This window comes from Acidobacteriota bacterium (assembly GCA_016715115.1).
GTDB lineage: Bacteria > Acidobacteriota > Blastocatellia > Pyrinomonadales > Pyrinomonadaceae > JAFDVJ01.
The window spans coordinates 1-16851 of sequence record JADKBM010000001.1 but is presented as its reverse complement, the minus strand read 5'-3'; the positions used below and the strand labels follow the sequence as shown (position 1 = coordinate 16851).

The window sequence follows — 16851 nt, the reverse complement described above, 5'->3', positions numbered from 1 at the left end:
TCCGTCATCTGACTGTTGGTCGCAGCGCGGAGCGCGGCGAGTTCCAGGTGGCGGAGATTGAACGTATGAAAAACATTATGTCGATTTCGAAAATGGCCGCGGTTGCGGCGATTGTATTTGGATCAATTATTAGTATTGCGGCGATTACGCCGCCGAGCGATCCAATTAAACTGAGTGGGTGGCAGATCGTCGGACCAAGCGGCGGTGATGTTCGCGTCGTCGCGTTCGACCCGAAGGACAAACAAAAGATCTATGTCAGCACCCTCGACGGTCAGCTTCATTTTTCATTGGACGGCGGCAAATCATGGGAAATGCTGGTCAATTTGAACAAGCCACTGCTGGTGCTCGACCAACTCCTGACCGATTCGCGCGACTCGAATGTAATTTATACGTCGGGCCACAGGCATAAGATGCCGGGCGGGTTTTTTAAGTCGTCGGACGGCGGCAAGAGTTGGAAGGAATCGAAGGAACTCCGAAACGAATCGATTCACGCGATGGTCCAATCGTCAAAAGACCCGAATCTGATTCTTGTTGGAACCGTTGACGGCGTCTGGAAATCGGAAAACTCGGGCGACGACTGGAAGAAACTCGATTCGAAAACGAATCCGATCAACATCGACTCGCTCGCGATCGACCCGACCGATACCAACATCATCTACGCGGGGACCTGGTGGCGAGCATACAAAACCACCGACGGCGGCAAGAATTGGCGTCTGATCAAAAACGGGATGATCGATGACTCGGATGTCTTTGCAATTAACATCGATCCGCGCGACCCGAATCACATCATCGCGTCCGCGTGCAGCGGCATTTACGAATCGTTCAACAAGGGCGAGAAATGGGCTAAGATCCAGGGGATCCCGTCGCAGTCGCGGCGAACGCGCGACATCCTTCAGCATCCGACGCTGCCCGGCGTGGTTTACGCCGCGACTACCGAAGGATTCTGGATGTCCAGCAATGGCGGCAAATCGTGGGCGATCACGACCCAGAAGGACCTCGAGATCAATTCCATCGCCGTTCACCCGGACGATCCCAACCGGGTCTTTATCGGCACCAACAACTACGGCGTGATGGTTTCCACCGACGGCGGGCGCAATTTCGCGCAGACCAACGATAATTTTACGAGTCGCTTCACCTACACGATCACGGCTGATGTCGAACGTCCCAATCGGATCTACGCGACGACGCGCAACACCGCGACGGGCGGCGGGTTCGTCTTTATTAGCGACGATGCCGGGCTTTCGTGGAAACAGCCGAAGAACTACGACGTCATCCGGACGTCGCCGTATGCGATGCTGCAGGATAAGGTTAATCCGAATCTTCTCTATATGGGAACCAATCTGGGTGTTTTCAAGTCGGTTGACCGTGGCGGAAACTGGACCCGTTTGGTCGGCGTGAAGAAGCCTGCCGTCAAAGCGCCGGTAAAGAAGGCTCCCGCGAAGAAGACGGTCGTGGCAAAACCAACGACGCCGACCGGTCCGGTTATCGTGCCGGTGATTCAAGAGAAAGTTAAGGTTCTGGCCTATACCGATGACGGCAAGAACGGTATCTTTGCCGGCACCGATTCGGGGTTGTTTCGTACGTACGATATCACCAAAGGTTGGGAGAAACTGAGCTTCGGCGAGTTGGGGAGTATCAACGTTTTTGCGATTCACGCGAATCCGTTGCAGCCGGGAACGATCTTCGTCGGGACTGACCGTTCGGGTGTTTTGGTCAGCCGGGATAGCGGAAAGACCTGGACGAAGACAGCGACGATTCCGCCGGACGTGCCGATCAGTTCGATCACGACGGATCCGAAGAACGGCGATGTCGTTTATGTCGGAACTTCGCAGACGTTTTATGTCAGCCGCGATGGCGGTATCACCTGGAAGCGTCGCGGCGGCAACCTTCCGCTCGGAAATTACACCAGCATTCTGATCAATCCGTCGAACACCGATGAGATCTTCGTTTCGAGTTCGCTCGAAATAGACGGAGGAATCTATTATTCGGCCAATGCAGGAAATGACTGGAAACGGGTTGACTCCAAGGAAATGAAACTTCCGAGCCGCCGGGTATGGGCGATGATCTTCGACCCGACCAATTCCGACCGGATCTTCGCTGCAACTCATTCGTCGGGCGTGTACCGAATAGAGCGCGCACCGTCGGCTGCGGCGACGACCGAACCCACGCGACCGCGAATCTCGGTCCCCGGAAACTGAACACGGATTGCGGATTGTGGATTTTCGATTGACGCGGCCTTCGAAGGCCGCGTTTCTTTTTGAGAGCATGCAATTGCCGGAAGGCGGCCTTTCCGTGTGCTTGATTCTACGTTTTCTGCGGCTATGCCGCCAATCGGTGGACCGCGGCGCAGCCGCGTTACCAAGAAGGCCATTGCCGGAAAGGCGGCCATTCCGCAAATCCGGGCGGCAAGCCGCATTCAACCCAGATTACTCATTAAAAGCAATTTCCCGCGAAATACGCGAAAACGCGAAAAACAACATCAAAAATGGCATTTTTCGCTTTTTTGGCGTGGTTCGCGGGAAAGAAATTTTCTATTACGTAATTTGGGTTCAATCGCAAATCGCAAATCGCAAATCGCAAATCGCAAATCGAAAATCCCCAATCGAATTTTGCACTTCGGACGCGGAAATCTATAATCAAGTTTCACAGGAGCTTAAGTTAGGTGAAACAAGAAATCGTCTGTCCCTGTCCGACCGGAAACGTTGTTCTCGGAACCGAAAGCGTTCCGTTCTCAGAGATCCCGCACCAGTCAAAGCTGTTTATCGAGTATCAAAAGGATCCGGCGGCGTTGCGCGAGTTTTACCCGAATGCGATCGTTGGCCATACTGACATTTCCTCCCGTATCGGCGATGTGCTCGCCAATTACAAGGCTGACCGCAGCGCCGTGTGCGATGTTCTCGAACAGGCGAACCGGGCGGCTGGCGCTGGCGATGAAACGATTCGGAACATCACGCTCCTGCGCGATGGCGACTGTGTTGCCGTCGTTTCGGGTCAGCAGGCGGGGCTCTTTTCCGGCCCGCTCTATACTATCTACAAGGCGCTCTCCGCGGTCAAACACGCCGAATGTCTTCGCGGCCGCGGTTTTAAGGCGGTTCCGGTTTTTTGGATCGCGACCGAGGACCACGACTTTCTCGAAGTCTCGAACACCTTTGTGATCGATAAATCGGGCGACCTCGCCGAAGTTCGCAACGAGCCCAAGCGTTGTTACGAGAATCTGCCTGTCGGTTACGTCAAACTCGACGGTTCGATCAAACAGACGATCGACGAGTTGTTTCGTCTTTTGCCGCACACGGAATTCACCGACGAACTTCGCGCGCAGATCGAAGAAACCTGGGCTTCCGGTGTCGATTACGGCGACGCCTTTGCCCGTTTGATGACACGCCTAATGGGCAAATACGGCCTGATCCTGCTGTGCCCGCTCGACGAGCGTTTGAAGCGCATCGCCGAGCCCATTTACAGCGGCGCGATAGAACACGCCGAAGAGATCGTCGCACGGCTCCGTGAACGCAGCGCGTTGCTCGTTCAAAACGGTTATCACGCGCAGGTTCTGATCGAGGAAGACTATTTTCCGCTTTTCTGGCAAGCCAAGAACCGGACGCGCCACGCGCTCAAGAAAACTGCTGAAGGAACCTACAAGGCGAAGGATCTCGAGCGGGAGTTTACACGTGAGGAACTCGCGGCGATCGCCAGGGCCGAGCCGCACCGGTTCAGTCCGAGCGTCGTTCTGCGGTCGGTCGTCCAGGACTATATTCTGCCAACCGTCTGCTATTACGGCGGCGCGGCCGAGATCGCATATTTTGCTCAAAGCGCGGAAGTTTACAGGATACTTGACCGCCCCATCACGACGATACTCCATCGACAGAGTTTCACTTTCGTCGAATCGAAACACGGCAAAACCCTGTCCCGCTACGAACTCGCGCTGAAAGATCTGTTTCAGGGGCGCGAAGCGCTGATTCCCGAGTTGGTCAAGCGGTTTCTGAACGCGGACACTTCGGAGCTTTTCGCCGAGGTTGAAGACAAGATAAACATCGAACTTAACCGGCTCGACCGGAATCTCGCGACCGTCGAGCCGACGCTCGCGGATGGACTTGCGAAGCGCCGCAAAAAGATCATTTACCACATCGGAAATCTGCGACGGAAGTTCTATCGCGCGCAATACCAAAAAGACGAATCGATCCGGCGCCAAATCGAAACTGCGTACGCGGCGTTGATGCCGCACGATCACCTGCAGGAACGAACACTCAACGTCCTCTCGCTTCTGAATCATTACGGACCGTACTTCATCGACTGGATCTACCAGGCGACCGATCTCGACGACAAGGGCCATCGGGTTATTAGTGCATAGTGCAGAGTGCAGAGTAGTGCACAGTGCAAAGTGCATAGCGCGGGATGTTCTTCGCGGAACTATGCACTCTGCACTATGCACTCTGCACTGTACTTGATGCTGATTCCGCCCGAATTTGTTAACATCGAACCACGATGAATACCATCCGAATCCTCCCCGACAATCTTGCCAATCAGATTGCGGCCGGCGAAGTCGTCGAGCGGCCGGCGTCTGTCGTCAAGGAGCTGATCGAAAACTCCATCGATGCCGGCGCGACGCGGATACGGGTCGAGATCGAACTCGGCGGACGGCGACTGATGCGGATCACGGACGACGGCGTCGGGATGAATCGTGATGACGCGCTGCTCGCGTTCGAACGACACGCGACTTCGAAGATAGCGTCGCTCGAGGATCTCGGACGTATTGCGACGCTCGGATTTCGCGGCGAGGCGTTGGCGTCGATCGCCTCGGTCGCGCGCGTCGAACTCGTCACCAAGACGGACGATGCCGAAACAGCGGTCCGCGTCGACATCGAGGGCGGAAGGCTCGTCGATGTCCGCGACGCGGCACGGACGACCGGGACGACGATCAGCGTCCGCGATCTATTTTTCAACACGCCGGCGCGGCGCAAGTTTATGCGGTCCGAGGCGACCGAGAATTTTCACCTGACGTCGATCGTCACCCATTACGCGCTTGCGCATCCCGAGATCGCCTTCGCGCTCGTCAGCAACGGTCGTGGAAAGTCTGAACCTGGCGCCCGCGCGCGACCTGCGCGAGCGCGCCTATCAAATCTTTGGCGCCGAGATGGTCGAGAGCCTCTTGCCGGTCGCGGGCGGGCGCGAGTTCGTCGCCGCCATTTCGGGATTCGTCTCCGCGCCGCGCGAGCGGCGGACGACCCGCGACGCGCAGTATTTCTTCATCAACGGGCGTTTTGTCCGCGACCGCGTGATCGCCGGCGGATTGCTCGAAGGGTTTCGCTCGATTTTGCCGCACGGCGTTTACCCGGTCGCCTTCCTGTTTGTCGAGATTCCGCTCGAAGAGGTCGACGTCAACGTCCATCCGGCGAAGACCGAAGTTCGTTTCAGGCGTTCGGAAGCGGTCAAAGAAGTCATCGCCGAAGCCGTCCGTAGTTCGCTTGCATCGGTCGGAGTCGCTCCGCAACCGCGTGAGCCGTCTGTCGTCCCGATCCGCGACGAACGGCCGCGTCCGGAGCAGTCGAGAATCGAGTTTCATATTCCTGAAGCTGCCGAACGCGCAGAAGTCGAAGCGATGATCTCGGCCGTTGAGATCGACGTCGCCGTCGAATCCGAACCACCGGGGCCCGAGTCGGGACCGGCAACGGCGGATCATCCGGATCTCCGTGGTTTCACCAAACCGTCTGAGGTCCGAGAGCCGGATTCCGACCTCGCGGTTTTCAAAACCGGAAATCAAAGTTTCCGGCTCGAAGGATCCGAGATGCCCGGCCCGGATCCGAAACTATTCGCCGATCCCGCGCTCAAGGCCGTCAAGGCCGTTGACGTCGAACAGGTTTCGGCCTCGAAGATCCGACCGGTCGGTCAGCTTCACGAGAGTTTTATCATCGCCGTCGACGATGAAGGTCTTCTGCTCGTCGATCAACATGTCGCGCATGAGCGGATCCTTTTCGACAAGTTCCGGCGCAAGGAAGCCGATCGGCCGGCTGGGTCGCAGAACCTTCTGATTCCCGAAACGTTCGATCTGACACCGGCGCAGGCGGCCGCGTTCGAGATCGTCAGCAAGGAACTTGAGGAATGCGGTTTTGATGTAATGCGGCTTTCCGGACGGACGGTCGCGATCAAGGCCGTTCCGACGGATGTCGCACCGAAGGACGCACGCAACTTGCTGGCGGAATTGCTTGACACGGTCGATGCCGAGAAACGCGGCGGTGCGCGCGCGACCTTGCGTGACGAGATCGCCGCGAGCCTGGCCTGCAAAGCCGCCGTCAAGATCAATATGCCGTTGACGATGGAGAAGATGCAATGGCTTATCGACCGCCTTCTCCTGACATCTTCGCCGACGACCTGCCCGCACGGCCGGCCGGTAATTCTTCGTCTCACGATGAAGGACATCGAACGCGGCTTTCATCGATCCTGATCCCGATTCCGCTCGCAAGATTCGGAAACAGATCAACGATCTGTCGCACAAAGTGTAACCTTCACGGTTACGCTTTCGTACCAATAATGTTATATTCGTGTAACGAATTATTCCGCATATTTTTCAAAACAAACAAGGAGATTTCCCGGATGTCGATGGATAACTATTCGCGTAAACCATTCACGTTGTTCTTATTAACCCTGCTGACGCTGGTTCTGGCCGTCGCCGGGGCGACGGCTCAATCACAGGCGCTCAACGGCCAGATCGAAGGAACGGTGACGGACGCCAATTCGGCTGCCGTCGCCGGCGCGACCGTTTCGGTTCGCAATCTCGATACCGGCGCCGAACGCAGCGTAACGACCGATTCGGAAGGCAGTTATCGGCTTCCGTTGCTTCCGCTCGGCAAGTACCGCGTTACCGTCGAAGCGCCGAACTTCAAGAAGTTCGTGCAGGAAGGAGTGACTCTGACGACGGGTTCAACCGCGACGATCAATGTCTCCCCTGACGCCTGGCGGAGTTAATGAAACGATCACGATCACGTCCGATGCGCCGATCGCCGATCCGGGAAAGATCGACCTCGGCCGCGTGATGAATACCCGCGAGGTTCAGAATCTTCCGAACGTCTCGCGCAACCCGTACAACTTCGCGCTCTTGCAGAGCAACGTCACGGGACGCCCGAACGTCGAATTCGGAGTTCCGCGAATCAACGCCAATGGTTATACGCGCCGCACGAACTATCAGCTCGACGGCAACAACAACACCCAGGCCGACCGCGGCGGGATTCGCCTGATGCCGATCTCGGATACGTTCGTCGCCGAAGTTCAGCTCGTGACGAACGGATTTTCGGCTGAATTCGGCAACACGCCCGGACTGATCATGAACGCCGTCACGCCCTCGGGAACAAATGGTTTCCACGGTTCGGCCAGCTACCGATTCCGCCGGACGTCGATGTCGTCGCGGCCGTTCAACATCTCGCCGACGGCGATCAAGCCTGAAACCAAGGTCGACAACTTCACCGGCGCTCTCGGCGGGCCGATCATCAAGGATCGCTGGCAGTTCTACACCGGATACGAATGGGTCAAACGCGATCTCGCCGGCGAACCGCAGCGGACGATCACGATCACCGACGCCAATAAGGCCGCGCTGATCGCCGCCGGCGTTCCGGCAGATGCTTTTCCGACGGCTATCCCGGCATCCCAGAAAGTCAACTTTTTCATTTTCCGCACCGACGCCCAACTCAACGATGCGAACCGTCTGACGGGCAGGTTCAACTATTTCACTAATCTTTCGCCGAACAACATCGCCGGCGGATTGAACACTTTGCAGCGAAGCATCGACTTTGACGACAAATCGTATTCGATCGGACTGCAGCTGGCGTCGATCTTCTCCCCGACGGTCATCAACGAGTTTCGTTATCAGTACGCGAAACGCGATTCACGCAACATCGCGAACAGCAATTCGGGCACCGGAATCAGCGTCGTCATCACCGGCGTCGCCAATTTCGGCGCCCCGGAAAACGACGACACGATCGCGCCGCTTCAGGTGACGAACCAGTTTCAGGACAACCTGACGTGGACGCGCGGCGACCACGGAATCAAGATCGGCGGTGGTTTGAACCGCATCGACGATACGCGTCGTTCGAATCAATTCGCGCGCTACACGTTCCCGACGCTGCAGTCGTATCTCGATGCAAGAAGCGGATTGACGCCGCGCGGCTATACCAATTACGTCGAAGCGTTCGGCAATCCGGATATCGTATATCAATCGACGTTCTACAACTTTTTCGCTCAGGACGACTGGAAGGCGACCCGCCGTTTGAAGATCAATTACGGACTCCGCTACGACCTTTACGATATTCCTGAGGCGTTTGCGAACTCGCCGTTTGCGGCATCGCAGTCGTTCAAGGTGGACAAGAACAACTTCGCGCCGCGTCTCGGAGTTGTTTATTCGGTCCGCGAGGGGGATCGCCCGACGGTGTTCCGTGCCAGCGCCGGACTCTATTACGATACGGTCTATCTCGATTTTTACCAGCGCGCGTTGCTCAATAACGGCAGCCCGATCCTGTTCAACTTTACGTTTGCGCCGGCAACCGCCGGATCGCCGGCGTTCCCGACAACCCTCGGTTCATTGCCCGCCGGAGCGGTTTTGCCCGTGCAGAGCATCGAGACGATGTCGCCTGACTTTGAGAATATGTATGCGATCCATATGAATTTTCAGCTTGAACAGGCGCTGACCAAGGATCTCGCGTTCACTGTCGGCTACATTCGTTCGGGCGGCCGTCACATTCCGCTTTACCGCAACATCAATCGAATCAATCCGACGTCGTCGCTTGCCGACGGCCGTCCGATCTTCAGCAACACGGTGAGTGCGGCGACCCGTCTTGATCCCCGTTTCAACAATATCCTGATGGCCGAGTCCGTCGGAAATTCAAATTACAACGCGATGACGCTGCAGCTTTCGAAGCGGTTTTCGAAGGATACCAGTTCAGCGTCAATTACACTTTGTCGAAATCGGAAGACGACGCTCCGGAACAGAATCTCGTCGCGACCCCAGGTCGGAAACCTTGTAACCCAGGATCCGACGAGCCGCCGCCGCGATCTGGGGCCGTCGCTCGCGGACCAGCGTCATACGTTCGTTGTGAGCTTTGTCGGCCGGCCGCAGTTCAACTTCGCGAACAAGGCGTTGCGTTACCTCGTCAACAACACCAGCTCGGGATCATAATGACGGCGAACAGCGGCGAGCGGTTCAACATCATTGCGGTCAACGACATCAATCTGGATGGTTTCACCGGATCGGACAACCCGGTCGGAATCCGCCGGAATTCCGGCGTCACGCCGTACCAGTTCAATACCGATCTGCGCTACTCGCGGTTTTTCAATTTCAACGAGAGGTTGAAACTCGAAGCGTTTGGCGAGTTTCTCAACGTCTTCAATATCAACAGCAAGTTCCAGATCAATAGTTTGACGGTAACGACCGACGCGCTCGGAAATCTGACGCAGGCTTTGCCGACGGTTCAGAACCGTCCGGTAACGTCGCTTGACAGCCGTCAGTTCCAGGTTGGATTCAAATTCATTTTTCTAGTATGGAAGACGAATCAAAGACAGACCCGACTCGTGGTGGTATCCCGTCTACGCAGGCGTGATACTCACCCTTGTCGTGGTCATTTTGCTGCTTTGGTCTTTCTCGAAATACTTCTCTTGAATGAGGGTTTGTGATTTCTGGTCTTGGGCTGATGCAAATCCCCGGCGGCCGCGGAAGAATCGCAAATCGAAAATCGCAAATCCGAAATCGTTATGTCTTGGCTTGATTGGGCGATAATTGTCGCATATCTGGCGTTTATGATCTTTGACGGGATCAGAATGACCAAGCACAGCAAGAGCGTGCAGGGTTATTTTCTCGCCAACAAAAGCCTGCCGTGGTGGGCCGTGGGGCTGTCTGTAATGGCGACCCAACTATCGGCGATCACTCTCGTCGGAACGACCGGTCAAGCCTATTCCGACGGGATGCGCTTCATCCAGTTCTATTTCGGACTCCCGGTCGCGATGATCATCCTCTGCATCACGGTCGTCAAGTTTTTCCATAACGCGAATGTTTACACGGCTTACGAATATCTCGAGAAGCGCTTCGACGTTCGGGTCCGGACGCTCACGAGCTTCTTTCCCTGATCTCGCGCGGACTCGCGGCCGGCGTCGTCATCGCCGCGCCGTCGATCATTCTGTCGATCGTTCTCGGCTGGAATCTCATTTACACGATCTTCGCGATGGGGCTTTCAACGACCATCTATACGATGTTCGGCGGCGTCCAGGCCGTGACGTGGACGGACGTCAAGCAAATGGTCGTCATCTTCTTCGGGCTCGGCGTTTGTCTCGTCATAATCGTCGGTAATTTTCCGACGGGAGTCGGCGTCGGTGACGGGCCGCAGCTTGCCGGTGCGGTCGGAAAGCTCAACACGGTCGATTTCAAAGTCGATTTCACCGAGCAATACACCTTCTGGTCGGGGCTGATCGGCGGCACCTTTCTCGCGCTCCCGTATTTTGGATGCGATCAAAGCCAGGTCCAACGCTTTTGACCGCAAAATCGGTCGATCAGGGCCGGACGTCGCTCCTGATGTCCGCGTTTTTGAAGATTCCGATGCAGTTCTTCATTCTGATGATCGGCATTATGGTCTTCGTCTTCTACCAATTCCAGCGCTCCGGCGATCTTCAACAACATCGAGGCGACCAAGGCGGCGACTTCCGGAAGAGTTCAAGGCGATCGAGACGAAATACGGCGCGGCCTTCGAAAACAGAAAGGCATCGGCGGTCGAGTATCTGGCGTCTGATTCTCCCGGAAGCGCGGCAGAAGTATATCGAGGCGAACAAAGGGGTTCAACGACGCGCGGGCGACCGCGGTCGATTTCGTCAAGAAGAAAGCGACGAAAAATTCAACGACGTCAACTACGTGTTTCCGACGTTTGTTCTGAGCTATATGCCGATCGGGGTCATCGGACTCATCATCGCGGCGATCTTCGCGGCGGCGATGTCGTCGATCTCGGCTGAACTAAACGCGCTCGCCACGGCAACGACGATCGATTTCTACCGTCGCCTTATCAATCCGGACGCGACCGACAAACAGTATTTGCTCGTAGGCAAGATCTCGACGCTCGGCTGGGGCGTGTTTGCCTGTATCGTAGCCATTTATTCGACGAATCTCGGATCGCTGATCGAGGTCGTCAACAAGTTCAGATCGTTCTTCTACGGCTCGCTGCTCGGCGTTTTCGCGCTTGCGTTCGTGTTCCCGCGCGCCAAGGCCCGCGGGCGTTTTATGGGCTCTTGTGCGGGATCCTTTCGATCGCGTTGATCCACAACTTCGCCGAGATCGTGGACCTTATCGGTTCGCAATCCTGATCGCCCAAAAAGGGCTATTTCAAGATCGCATTTCTTTGGTACAGCGTCGTCGGTTGTCTGGTGACCGTCGGCGCCGGACTGTATCAGTCTGACGGTATCGGAGGTCGCAAAAGTAGAAAACAAATGAAACATAAGGCCATAAAAAACACTATTTCGTACGTTCTGTTACTTTCCTTCTTCCTTTTTCCATTTGTCTTCCCGCCAGGTGCGGCCGATCTCCGACAACGCCGCCTCGGGACTCGGGCAGATTCTGAAACGGTTGCAGACGACGGCGAGCTTTATGCATACGGCGGCGCATCCGGATGACGAGGATTCCGGATTGATCGCGTACGCGTTTGCAAACAGCAGGCGCGGACCGTTTATCTCTCGCTCAACCGCGGCGACGGCGGGCAGAACGTCATCGGTGAGGAACTGTTCGAACCGCTCGGCGTCATTCGTTCGGAAGAACTTTCAAGCGCGCCGGCTCGACGGCGGCGAACAGCTCTTCACGCGCGCGTTATGGACTGTGGTTTCTCGAAGAAGCGTGAAGAAGCGGCGCGCATCTGGGGCGAGCGGTTGACGCTCGGCGATATGGTCCGCGCGATCAGGAAGTTTCGGCCGATGGTCATCGTTTCGGATTGGCGGGAACGCCGGCCGACGGGCACGGACAGCACCAACTCGCCGTTACCTGAAGCCGATAGCCTTCAAGGCCGCGGCCGACCCAAAACAGTTTTCGGAGCATTTCGCCGAAGGCCTGACACCGTAGCGGGCGAAAAACTCTATGTTTCGCAATCGTTTACCAACAATCCGAGCAATCCGCCGACGCTCGTCGTCAACACCGGCGAATATATTCTCTGATCAGCCGTTCCTATTTCGAGATCGCGATGGAAGGCCGCAGCCAGCATAAATCGCAGGAAATGGGCATGCTCGAACTCCGCGGAAAGTTCACGTCAGGAATGCGCCTTCTTGAAACGGTCGGCGACAAGGTCGAGAAAGAGACGAGTATGTTTGACGGGCTCGACACATCGATCAAGGGAATTCCGTCGATCAGCGGCGACAGATACGATCCGCTGTTCCCGAAACTTGCGGCACTTCAGGAGACCGCCGAACTCGCGCTCAGAGTTATGACATCACGCGCCTGAAAAGCTGATTCGATCCTTCCCCAAGGCTACGCCCAGGCCGTTGAGGCCGAAGGCTCGACGCGCAACCCGGACTCGAAATTCCTGATCCGGCAAAGGAACGCGAATTTGCCAAAGCGTTGCAAATGGCCGCCGGCGTGGTCGTCGATGCGCTGAGCAACTCTGAAACGATCGTGCCCGGTGATTCGGTCAACGTCGGAGTTCGCGTCTTCGCGCAAAGCGCCGATGTGAAGGTCAAAGACGTATCGCTCCAGGCGCCGCGCGGATGGTCGGCCGAGTCGTCGCCGGAACCGGTCCAGCAGGAAAGCGGATTCCGTCCGCGGCGCGAGACGGCTTCGCACGCGGCGTTCTTCACGGTTGTTTCGGCGAAAGACGCGAAACCGACCGAACCGTATTGGCTTGAGAATCCGCGCAACAAAACTTCCTCGAATGGCAGGACGCGGCGTCGAAGAATCTGCCGTTTCAACCGGCGCTGATGAAGGCCGAGGTCAAACTCGCGAGATCGGCGGGCGGCTGGTCGCGATCGAGCGTGACGTCCAGTTCCGATATTCGGACGACATCCGCGGCGAGATCCGGCGCGACGTCAGTGTCGTTCCGGCCGTGACGGTCAGTCTCGACCAAAAGATCCTGATCGCTCCGATGAGCGCCGAAACTGCCGAAGAAGCGGCTCGTGCTGGGCGTAACGAACAATTCGCCGAATCCTTTGAAGGGGCTCGGTCGCGCTCAATTCGAATGCATCGAAAGAACTGAAATACGCGCAAGTTCGTCCACTTTGATCTCAAGGCGCGCGCGAGAAAACGGCGATCACCTTTGACGTCGAGATGCCGTCGGCGAAAGCTGCCGAATCGTTCGAGATCTACGCCGCCCAGGCCTCGGTCGGCGGCGCGGTCTACTCCGACGATGCAGGCGATCGAGTATCCGCATATTCAGACGCACCGACTCTATTCGCGCGCGACGACGAAAGGTCAACGTCCTCGATCTGAAGGTTGCGCCGGTTCGCGTCGGATACGTAACGGCAGCGGCGTCAAGGAGTTCCGCAGGCGATCGAACGGCTTGGACTCAACGTCAAACTTCTCGACGAAGACTATCTTTCGACCGGGGATCTGTCGCAGTTCGACACGATCGTCATCGGCATCCGCGCATCGCAGGTCGGCCCGACTATGTCGCCAACAACGGGAGGCTCATCGAATTCGTCCGCAACGGCGGAACGATGATCGTCCAGTATCAGCAACAGGAATTCGCGCGGCTCAATCTGACGCCGTATCCGGCGAAAATGGAATCGAACATCCGTACGGTCGATGAAACGGCGCCGGTGAAGATGCTCCAACCGATGAATCCGGTCCTAAGCTATCCGAACAAGATCACCGACCGCGATTTCGACAATTGGGTCCAGGAGCGGAATCTTTATATCTTTGACGGCGTGGGACGACAAATTCCACGCCGCTGCTCGAAACCCACGACGAGGGCGGAAAAGGAAAGCCTCGGCGGAATGCTCTACGCTGAGATCGGGAAGGGCAGATACGTTTACGTCGTATTCGTGGTTCCGCCAATTGCCGGTCGGCAATCCCGGCGCATATCGCATTTTCGCGAATCTGCTGAGCCTGCCGAAAGCGGTCAAGAAATAGAACGAGCGCAAAGTCCCGTTTGCCTTGGAGCGTGCTCACAAGAACGGGTGCGGTGAGGTCGATCTCTGAATTCAAATGTTTCATGGCGCGTGGCGCCGCTTCAGGCAGGACGCGTTCGGCTCCAATCAAGAACAAAAAATGCAAGAAAAGTTTCCGGGCCCGAAATTACAAGAAGAACGTACTTGAAGACTGCTTCATCGATGCCAAGGATTATTCCCTCGACGCCTACGTCGAGGTTGATTCTGCGCATGCGGTGATGCTCGGCGAACAGGGAATCATCACGCCCGAAGCACAGCGTTTGATCCTCACGTCGCTTCGCGCCTGGATTTCGAAGCGATCCGCCGGTCGGTGTACGTATGACGGCACGTTCAGGTCTTTTCTACTATCTTCGTGGGAGTATGACCGCAATCTGCGAGACGAAGATACGGCCGGCAAGCTGCACACGGCCCGCAGCCGGAACGACATCGACGTCACGATCTACCGGATCTATCTGCGTCCGAAATTGCTTTTCTGAACTCGTCCGTGAAGCGAACGAACTGCGGACGAATCTTCTCGACCTCGCGGCGGCGAACCACGAGACACTGATCGGCCTACACGCACCTTCAACCGGCTCAGCCGTCGACGCTCGCGCACTATCTTCTGGCGGTGGCCGAGGTTTGGACGCGACATCAAGCGCCTCGGGAACGCGTACGAGAATCGCGAACTTTGCCCGCTCGGCGCGTGCGCGATCACGACCACCGGTTTTCCGATCGACCGCCACCGCGTTTCTGAGCTTCTCGGATTCACCGCGCCGACCGTCAACGCTACGCCTCGGATCGCTTGGTGGATTATTTCTATAGAGATGCTCGGCGCAATGAAAGCCCTGCTCGTCAATATCGGGAAATTCTCGCAGGAGTTCCTGCTGATGGCGATGATGGAGTTCAACGTCGTGCGTCTGCCGGACGGTTTTGTCCAAGGCTCGTCGATAATGCCGCAGAAGCGGAATCCGGTCGCGCCCGGGCGTATCCGCGCTCGCAAACAAGCGCTCGGCCAGAGGCCTCGGTGTTTCTGGACCGAGCATTCACAACACGCCCTTTGGCGACATCAACGACGTCGAGGATGATCTGCAGCCGCTTATCTACAACGCTCTCCGCGATGCGTGCGTTCGGTCTCGCTGTTTGCCGCGACGCTCAAATCGGCGGTTCAATCTGGACGTTCTTCGTGAACGGGCCGAGGCGAATTCGCAACGTCACCGAACCGCCGACTCGATCGTCCGGCACGCGAAGAACCTGCCGTTTCGCATCGCTCACAAGATCGTCGGCGAGTACGTCAAAACGGCGTACACGGACCCGAAAGATCACCTACGAGCTGCTCCAGACGACCGCGCGGGCGGTCGCCGGTCGCCGAGCTTGCTTTCACCGAAGAAGAATTTGAACGAACTTTGACGGCCGAGTTCTTTGTGTCGATCCGGACGATCTATGGCGGCAAAAACCGTCAGGAAACCAGCGCGCGTTGGCGGTTCAGGTCGGTACGCTCGGTGAAGATCTCGAATTAACTCGGCGCGCGCAACGAAACGTCGGCATCGGCCGCCGCGAAGCTTCACTCGACAAATGGATTCGTTGATCGCATAATCTCCCGAACCCAGAAGTCGTTTGCTGCGGATTGATTTGCCCGGGTCGACTGATCAAGCGGATGCGACCGCGCAATCCCAATCAGTTCGCAGCAACCCGGAAAACCTCGCCTTGAACCCGGATTATGCAATGGGAGTTTGCCCGCGAATATTCTCCAATCGGCGCCAAATAAAGTCCGGTCCAAAGCCACGCGAGTGAACGGCGTTTTAATTTGGCCCACAAATCGTTAAAAGACGGTTTTTATACCATCGGATCAGACGCTGTTTCGCGCGGATTCGCGAAGATTCGCGAGCAAAAGTCGCTAACACGTAATTTCAGTTGAAATCGGAAACCGGGGGCTTTTCGCGTTTATCAGTTATTCCCCGCTTGTTCCGTACCAGTAGAAGGGCATTTTTTAAACTCTTCGCCGCATTTTTGTAGCGATCAACGTCGCGACGCAACCGATCATTGCCCAGAAACGGTTTACATCGCGCCGGACGACCATGCCGACGGCTTCTTCCACCGGATCCGCTGCGGCATTGTGACATATCTTGAATCTTAGCTGGCGATGATCGAAATTACTATTTGAACAAAATGGACGCCACGTGGCGGAAATCCATCGGATCAGCAGATGCGTTGGCAATGCGACGGCAGTCTCTGGATGTGAATACGAACGCAGCCACTTTACGCCGCGGCAAGTTCGACCTGGTTCATCAATCGGGTCAACGACGTGGATATGAGCGTCCGCTCAACGCGCTCGTGCTCGTCAACGGCGGCGCGCGGCTGAGACGGTTTTGCGCGGAATGTATTGCCCCGGAATCATCGAACGGCGACATAACGTCCGATTCCCGGTGGCGATCGCGATGGAGAATCAGACCCATCCGTACGGTCTTAAATCGCTCTGGGCCGGCGCGGGCGCAAAATACAGTTGGAAAGGCGTCTGCGGATGCGCAACGGAAGTCACGCAACTCGAAAACCGTGATCGCGAGATCTGCTACTGCAGCGGCCGCGACGGGGGCAAAGTGTTGATGAAGTGGCATTCGCTCTTTTGTCCCGGCTGCTTTCTTCGGCGACGGAAAATTACGGCGGTTATTCCGAAAGCGTACGATCCGCTCGCGTCGATCCTGTTCATAAAAAGCAACACGAAGAATTTTCAAACGAAGTATCATATCCGGTCGTCGGCGCGTTCGGCCGGGG

Annotated in this window: 19 protein-coding genes and 1 pseudogene; 19 read left to right on the top strand and 1 reads right to left on the bottom strand. The window is 56.6% G+C overall.

What is annotated here, in order from left to right:
- The first annotated feature begins 65 nt into the window (after nt 1-65).
- The 13 genes and pseudogenes from IPN69_00100 (at nt 66) to IPN69_00040 (ending at nt 12916) form a co-directional block, all read left to right on the top strand.
- Nucleotides 66-2198: a hypothetical protein gene (locus tag IPN69_00100; GenBank protein ID MBK8809123.1), complete on the top strand. Its 2133-nt coding sequence runs from the start codon at nt 66-68 to the stop codon at nt 2196-2198.
- A gap of 464 nt (nt 2199-2662) precedes the next feature.
- The gene (gene bshC / locus IPN69_00095) at nt 2663-4345 is read left to right on the top strand and encodes a bacillithiol biosynthesis cysteine-adding enzyme BshC (protein ID MBK8809122.1); all 1683 of its coding nucleotides are present in this window, start codon (nt 2663-2665) and stop codon (nt 4343-4345) included.
- A gap of 134 nt (nt 4346-4479) precedes the next feature.
- Nucleotides 4480-5452, top strand: a pseudogene (mutL, locus tag IPN69_00090) (DNA mismatch repair endonuclease MutL).
- A gap of 141 nt (nt 5453-5593) precedes the next feature.
- On the top strand, nt 5594-6436 hold the full coding sequence (locus IPN69_00085) for a hypothetical protein (protein MBK8809121.1): 843 nt from the start codon (nt 5594-5596) through the stop codon (nt 6434-6436).
- Nucleotides 6437-6591: 155 nt separating this feature from the next.
- Entirely contained in the window at nt 6592-6957 is a 366-nt protein-coding gene (locus IPN69_00080; GenBank protein MBK8809120.1) for a carboxypeptidase regulatory-like domain-containing protein, read from the top strand.
- Complete coding sequence (locus IPN69_00075; GenBank protein ID MBK8809119.1) at nt 6929-9157, top strand: TonB-dependent receptor; 2229 nt, start codon at nt 6929-6931, stop codon at nt 9155-9157. Before IPN69_00080 ends, IPN69_00075 begins: the two co-directional genes overlap by 29 nt.
- Nucleotides 9157-9651 (top strand): hypothetical protein, encoded by a 495-nt coding sequence (locus IPN69_00070; GenBank protein MBK8809118.1) that lies wholly within the window; start codon nt 9157-9159, stop codon nt 9649-9651. The genes IPN69_00075 and IPN69_00070 overlap by 1 nt, the downstream gene beginning before the upstream one ends.
- Before the next feature lie 78 nt (nt 9652-9729).
- Complete coding sequence (locus tag IPN69_00065) at nt 9730-10101, top strand: hypothetical protein (protein MBK8809117.1); 372 nt, start codon at nt 9730-9732, stop codon at nt 10099-10101.
- Nucleotides 10044-10505: a hypothetical protein gene (locus IPN69_00060; protein ID MBK8809116.1), complete on the top strand. Its 462-nt coding sequence runs from the start codon at nt 10044-10046 to the stop codon at nt 10503-10505. Before IPN69_00065 ends, IPN69_00060 begins: the two co-directional genes overlap by 58 nt.
- Nucleotides 10502-11275, top strand: a complete 774-nt coding sequence (locus IPN69_00055; GenBank protein MBK8809115.1) for a hypothetical protein — start codon at nt 10502-10504, stop codon at nt 11273-11275. Before IPN69_00060 ends, IPN69_00055 begins: the two co-directional genes overlap by 4 nt.
- Nucleotides 11276-11820: 545 nt before the next feature.
- On the top strand, nt 11821-12159 hold the full coding sequence (locus tag IPN69_00050; protein MBK8809114.1) for a hypothetical protein: 339 nt from the start codon (nt 11821-11823) through the stop codon (nt 12157-12159).
- 26 nt (nt 12160-12185) lie between these two features.
- Entirely contained in the window at nt 12186-12443 is a 258-nt protein-coding gene (locus tag IPN69_00045; protein MBK8809113.1) for a hypothetical protein, read from the top strand.
- Between the two features lie 122 nt (nt 12444-12565).
- Nucleotides 12566-12916, top strand: a complete 351-nt coding sequence (locus tag IPN69_00040) for a hypothetical protein (protein MBK8809112.1) — start codon at nt 12566-12568, stop codon at nt 12914-12916.
- Here IPN69_00040 and IPN69_00035 read toward each other — a convergent pair.
- Nucleotides 12903-13130, bottom strand: coding sequence for a hypothetical protein (locus IPN69_00035; protein MBK8809111.1), 228 nt, complete (start codon nt 13128-13130; stop codon nt 12903-12905). The two genes, IPN69_00040 and IPN69_00035, sit on opposite strands and share 14 nt — an antisense overlap.
- A 131-nt stretch (nt 13131-13261) precedes the next feature.
- Between IPN69_00035 and IPN69_00030 the strand changes: the two genes are divergently transcribed.
- From IPN69_00030 to IPN69_00005, 6 genes are all read left to right on the top strand, one after another.
- On the top strand, nt 13262-13423 hold the full coding sequence (locus IPN69_00030) for a hypothetical protein (GenBank protein ID MBK8809110.1): 162 nt from the start codon (nt 13262-13264) through the stop codon (nt 13421-13423).
- 227 nt (nt 13424-13650) lie between these two features.
- The gene (locus IPN69_00025) at nt 13651-14121 is read left to right on the top strand and encodes a hypothetical protein (protein MBK8809109.1); all 471 of its coding nucleotides are present in this window, start codon (nt 13651-13653) and stop codon (nt 14119-14121) included.
- A 26-nt stretch (nt 14122-14147) separates the two neighbouring features.
- Nucleotides 14148-14579: a hypothetical protein gene (locus IPN69_00020; GenBank protein ID MBK8809108.1), complete on the top strand. Its 432-nt coding sequence runs from the start codon at nt 14148-14150 to the stop codon at nt 14577-14579.
- A gap of 120 nt (nt 14580-14699) precedes the next feature.
- Nucleotides 14700-15167 (top strand): hypothetical protein, encoded by a 468-nt coding sequence (locus tag IPN69_00015; protein ID MBK8809107.1) that lies wholly within the window; start codon nt 14700-14702, stop codon nt 15165-15167.
- 55 nt (nt 15168-15222) lie between these two features.
- Entirely contained in the window at nt 15223-15489 is a 267-nt protein-coding gene (locus IPN69_00010) for a hypothetical protein (GenBank protein MBK8809106.1), read from the top strand.
- Nucleotides 15490-16457: 968 nt separating this feature from the next.
- The coding region (locus tag IPN69_00005; protein MBK8809105.1) for a hypothetical protein at nt 16458-16851 on the top strand (394 nt) is incomplete at its 3' end.